At 40.9% G+C, this 3,689-nt stretch carries 4 protein-coding genes; all 4 read left to right on the top strand.

Features of this window, described 5'->3' with window-relative positions; all coding sequences use genetic code 11:
- Window positions 1-366 (top strand): diaminobutyrate acetyltransferase (gene ectA, locus AB4496_RS14700; RefSeq protein ID WP_372131228.1); only part of this gene is annotated, 366 nt, incomplete at its 5' end.
- Window positions 367-401: 35 nt separating this feature from the next.
- A complete protein-coding gene (gene ectB, locus AB4496_RS14705) occupies window positions 402-1,667 on the top strand; it encodes a diaminobutyrate--2-oxoglutarate transaminase (RefSeq protein ID WP_009845970.1) in 1,266 nt (421 codons plus the stop codon).
- Window positions 1,668-1,680: 13 nt separating this feature from the next.
- Entirely contained in the window at window positions 1,681-2,067 is a 387-nt protein-coding gene (locus AB4496_RS14710) for an ectoine synthase (RefSeq protein WP_009845969.1), read from the top strand.
- Between the two features lie 79 nt (window positions 2,068-2,146).
- The gene (locus AB4496_RS14715) at window positions 2,147-3,571 is read left to right on the top strand and encodes an aspartate kinase (protein WP_009845968.1); all 1,425 of its coding nucleotides are present in this window, start codon (window positions 2,147-2,149) and stop codon (window positions 3,569-3,571) included.
- Window positions 3,572-3,689 lie beyond the last annotated feature (118 nt).

The raw sequence follows: 3,689 nt of genomic DNA on the forward strand, positions 1-3,689 counted from the left end.
ACTCACTTTAGTAAAACTTGTATTTTAGTGGAGCATGAAGGTGACCTTGCTGGCTTTATTTCTAGTTACCAAAAACCCAGTGAGCCCAATGTTCTCTTTATTTGGCAAGTGGCGGTGGCGCCTAAGTTTAGAGGCAATGCTTTAGCCTACAAGATGCTGAACACCTTACTTAAACGAGAGGGCCTAAAGAGCATTGAAGCGATAGAAACGACTATCACTGAATCAAACCAAGCGTCTTGGGCATTGTTCAAAAAGCTGGACGAAAAAAACGGTAACACCGGGAAAGTGACTACTTTCTTAGATGAAAATCTTCACTTTAACGGGCAGCACGATACCGAATACCTCTATCGAATCCTCCTTAAATAATCAAACACTTATAGGAATTAAATAACGGCATTATCATGGATATTTTTAAAAAGCAGGAATCTAACGTACGTTCATACTCGAATAGTTTTCCAGTTACTTTTAGTAAATCAAAAGGTTGCTGGCTTGAAACGAAACAAGGTGATCGTTACATCGATTTTCTTGCTGGAGCAGGATCTCTCAATTACGGTCACAACAATCCAATACTTAAGCAAGCCTTGCTTGATTACATTGAAATGGATGGGATTACGCACGGTTTAGATATGCATTCAGAAGCCAAAGCTGAATTTTTAGAAGCGCTTACTCGCTTAATTCTAGAACCAAGAGATCTCAATTATAAAGTTCAATTTACAGGCCCAACAGGAACTAATGCCGTTGAAGCCGCGATTAAATTGGCTAAAAAAGTGAAAGGCCGAAGTAGCATTGTAGCGTTTACCAATGGTTTTCATGGTTGTACTGCAGGTGCACTGGCTGCTACGGGTAACCAACATCATAGACAAGGCGCGGGCTCAAACCTTAACAACGTTACGCGTTTGCCATTTGAGGGTTACGCTGGCATTGATGGATTAAAATTGTTCGAAACGATGTTAGCTGATAATTCTGCCGGTATGGATAAGCCAGCAGCCGTCTTATTGGAAACGGTTCAAGGTGAAGGTGGATTGAATGTCGCTTCAAATGAGTGGCTACAGCGTTTGAGTAAAATTTGTAAAGCTCACGATATCTTAGTCATTGTCGATGATATCCAAGCGGGTTGTGGTCGAACGGGTACGTTCTTTAGCTTTGAACCATCAGGTATCAAGCCAGATATAGTCACGCTGTCTAAGTCGATAAGTGGTTATGGCTTACCGATGGCCGTCGTTTTATTAAAGCCTGAATTAGACAAATGGCAGCCGGGAGAACACAACGGCACCTTCCGTGGTAATAACCATGCGTTCGTTACCGCTACGAAAGCGTTAGAAATGTATTGGTCAAATGATGATTTTGAAAATCATATTCAACGTAGCTCAAGCATGGTCGATGATGTCATTCAACGCAATATCAAGCGTTTCCCAGAGCTATTCGTTCAACGCAAGGGACGTGGAATGATGATTGGCATTGAATGTAAAGATGGAAACACGGCTGACGAAATTGCCAAAACGTGTTTTGAAAACGGTATGGTCATTGAAACAGCTGGCCCTAACGATGAAATAGTTAAGTTCTTTTGCCCACTGACGATATCTGAATCGGAACTGATGCAAGGTTTAACCATCTTCGAAGATTCAGTAGAAATTGTAGCAACTAAGTATTTCAAAAAAGTATCGTAATAGGGACAGCAAAATGATTGTTAGAACACTTGATGAATGTCGCAATAGCGAAAGACGTATTGTTTCGGATAATTGGGAAAGTACTCGCATGTTGTTGAAAGATGACAACATGGGTTTTTCATTTCATATCACGACAATTTATGAAGCGACGGAAACACATATTCATTACCAAAACCATTTAGAATCAGTATATTGCATGAGTGGTGAAGGCGAAATTGAAGTGGTTGGTGGTGAGACTTATCCCATCAAACCTGGGACGCTTTATATCCTTGATAAGCACGATGAACACTATTTACGTGCGTATAAAAACAAAGAAATGGTTATGGCGTGTGTATTCAATCCGCCAATTACTGGCGCTGAAGTTCACGATGAAAACGGCGTTTATCCTCTGGTTGATTAACCGACTTTTTCTGGGGTGAAATCTCACCCCAATTTCCATTTATCTAGTCTTTATTGCTTCTCTATAACTAAGGTCTTTTATGACATTTACCGTAGAAAAAATCGGCGGTACATCCATGACAGCATTTGATGCTGTGCTCGACAATATTATTCTCCGCCCGAAAAACCCGTACAATCGAATTTTTGTTGTGTCTGCTTATAGCGGGATGACAGATGCACTTTTGGAGTGCAAAAAAACAGGCAAGCCAGGTGTTTATCAATTGATCGCAATGCGTGATGATTCTTGGGAAGAAGCGTTATCTTACATTGAAAGCCGTATGTTGTTGATCAACGAGCATATTTTTGCAGATCCTATGAATCGTGCGCGTGCTGATAAGTTCATCCGGTCGCGTATTTCAGAAGCGAAGAACTGTATTACAAATATCCTTGAAACGTGTCAATACGGTCAGTTTTCATTGAGGCATTACTTGCCTCAGATCCGCGAGTTTCTTTCTTCAATTGGCGAGTCACATAGTGCGTATAATACGGCTCTTAAATTGAAAAATATTGGTATTAATTCAACCTTTGTTGACCTTTCTGGTTGGGATAACAAGACTCCTCAGAGTTTGGACGATACCATCAGAGATGCTTTTTCAGACATAAATGTGGCTGAAGAGCTACCTATAGTGACGGGTTATGCCTATTGTAAAGAAGGTTTGATGCATACTTATGATCGTGGTTACAGTGAGATGACGTTTAGCCGTATCGCGACTATGACTAAGGCATCACTAGCTATTATTCATAAGGAGTATCACTTTAGTTCGGCCGATCCAAAAGTGGTTGGGGTTAGCTCTGTTAAACCAATTGGAGCGACTAATTATGATGTTGCCGATCAGTTAGCAAACCTTGGTATGGAAGCTATTCATTCTAATGCCGCAGCAGGGTTGCGCGAGAGTGGAATCGAACTACAAATAAAGAACACTTTTGAACCAGAGCATGAAGGTACACTGATTTCTTCAGATTACCGCCCAGACACCAATCAGATAGAGATTATTGCTGGAAAGCAGAAAGTATATGCATTGCATGTATTTGATCAGGGGATGGTCGGTAAGGCTGATAACGTCAGTTATGAACTAATGGAAATTATCGCGGATGCGAGAGTTAACCTTATCGGAAAAGAGATGAATGCTAACTCTATTACGTATTATCTAGGCGGCAGTTCAGAAAGTTTAAATAAGGTGTTTTATAAGGCAGAGAAGCGATATCCGAAAGCATCTATTTCGGGACGTATGGTCGCTATCATTTCGGCGATCGGCTCTCAAATTGACACCAATAAAACGCTAGCGAATGGCATATTGGCTTTGATGAGCAATAGTGTTACGCCCATTGCGTTACATTCGTCGATGAGAAACGTGAATGTACAATTTGTTGTGAGCGACGATAAGTATCAAGAGGCCATTTGTGCATTACATGAAGAGTTTTTTGAACAAAAGCAAAAGGTCACATCATCAGTGAATGCTGCTTAAATAAAGAGCGGTGAGCCCATCCCATCCCATCGACTAACTGAACGTTTGATCTGTAGGGTTGAGACTGCAAAAAATTCTGTGTAAAGGCCATTTTTATGATTAATGCCGATCGTTTAAG

This window comes from Vibrio sp. 10N.222.46.A1 (genome assembly GCF_041473595.1).
GTDB lineage: Bacteria > Pseudomonadota > Gammaproteobacteria > Enterobacterales > Vibrionaceae > Vibrio > Vibrio tasmaniensis_A.

Excerpts from the sequence above, each read along its gene's own strand:
- AB4496_RS14710 (WP_009845969.1), top strand. The coding sequence starts at position 1,681 with ATGATTGTTAGAACACTTGATGAATGTCGCAATAGCGAAAGACGTATT.
- AB4496_RS14715 (WP_009845968.1), top strand. The coding sequence starts at position 2,147 with ATGACATTTACCGTAGAAAAAATCGGCGGTACATCCATGACAGCATTT.
- ectB (WP_009845970.1), top strand. The coding sequence starts at position 402 with ATGGATATTTTTAAAAAGCAGGAATCTAACGTACGTTCATACTCGAAT.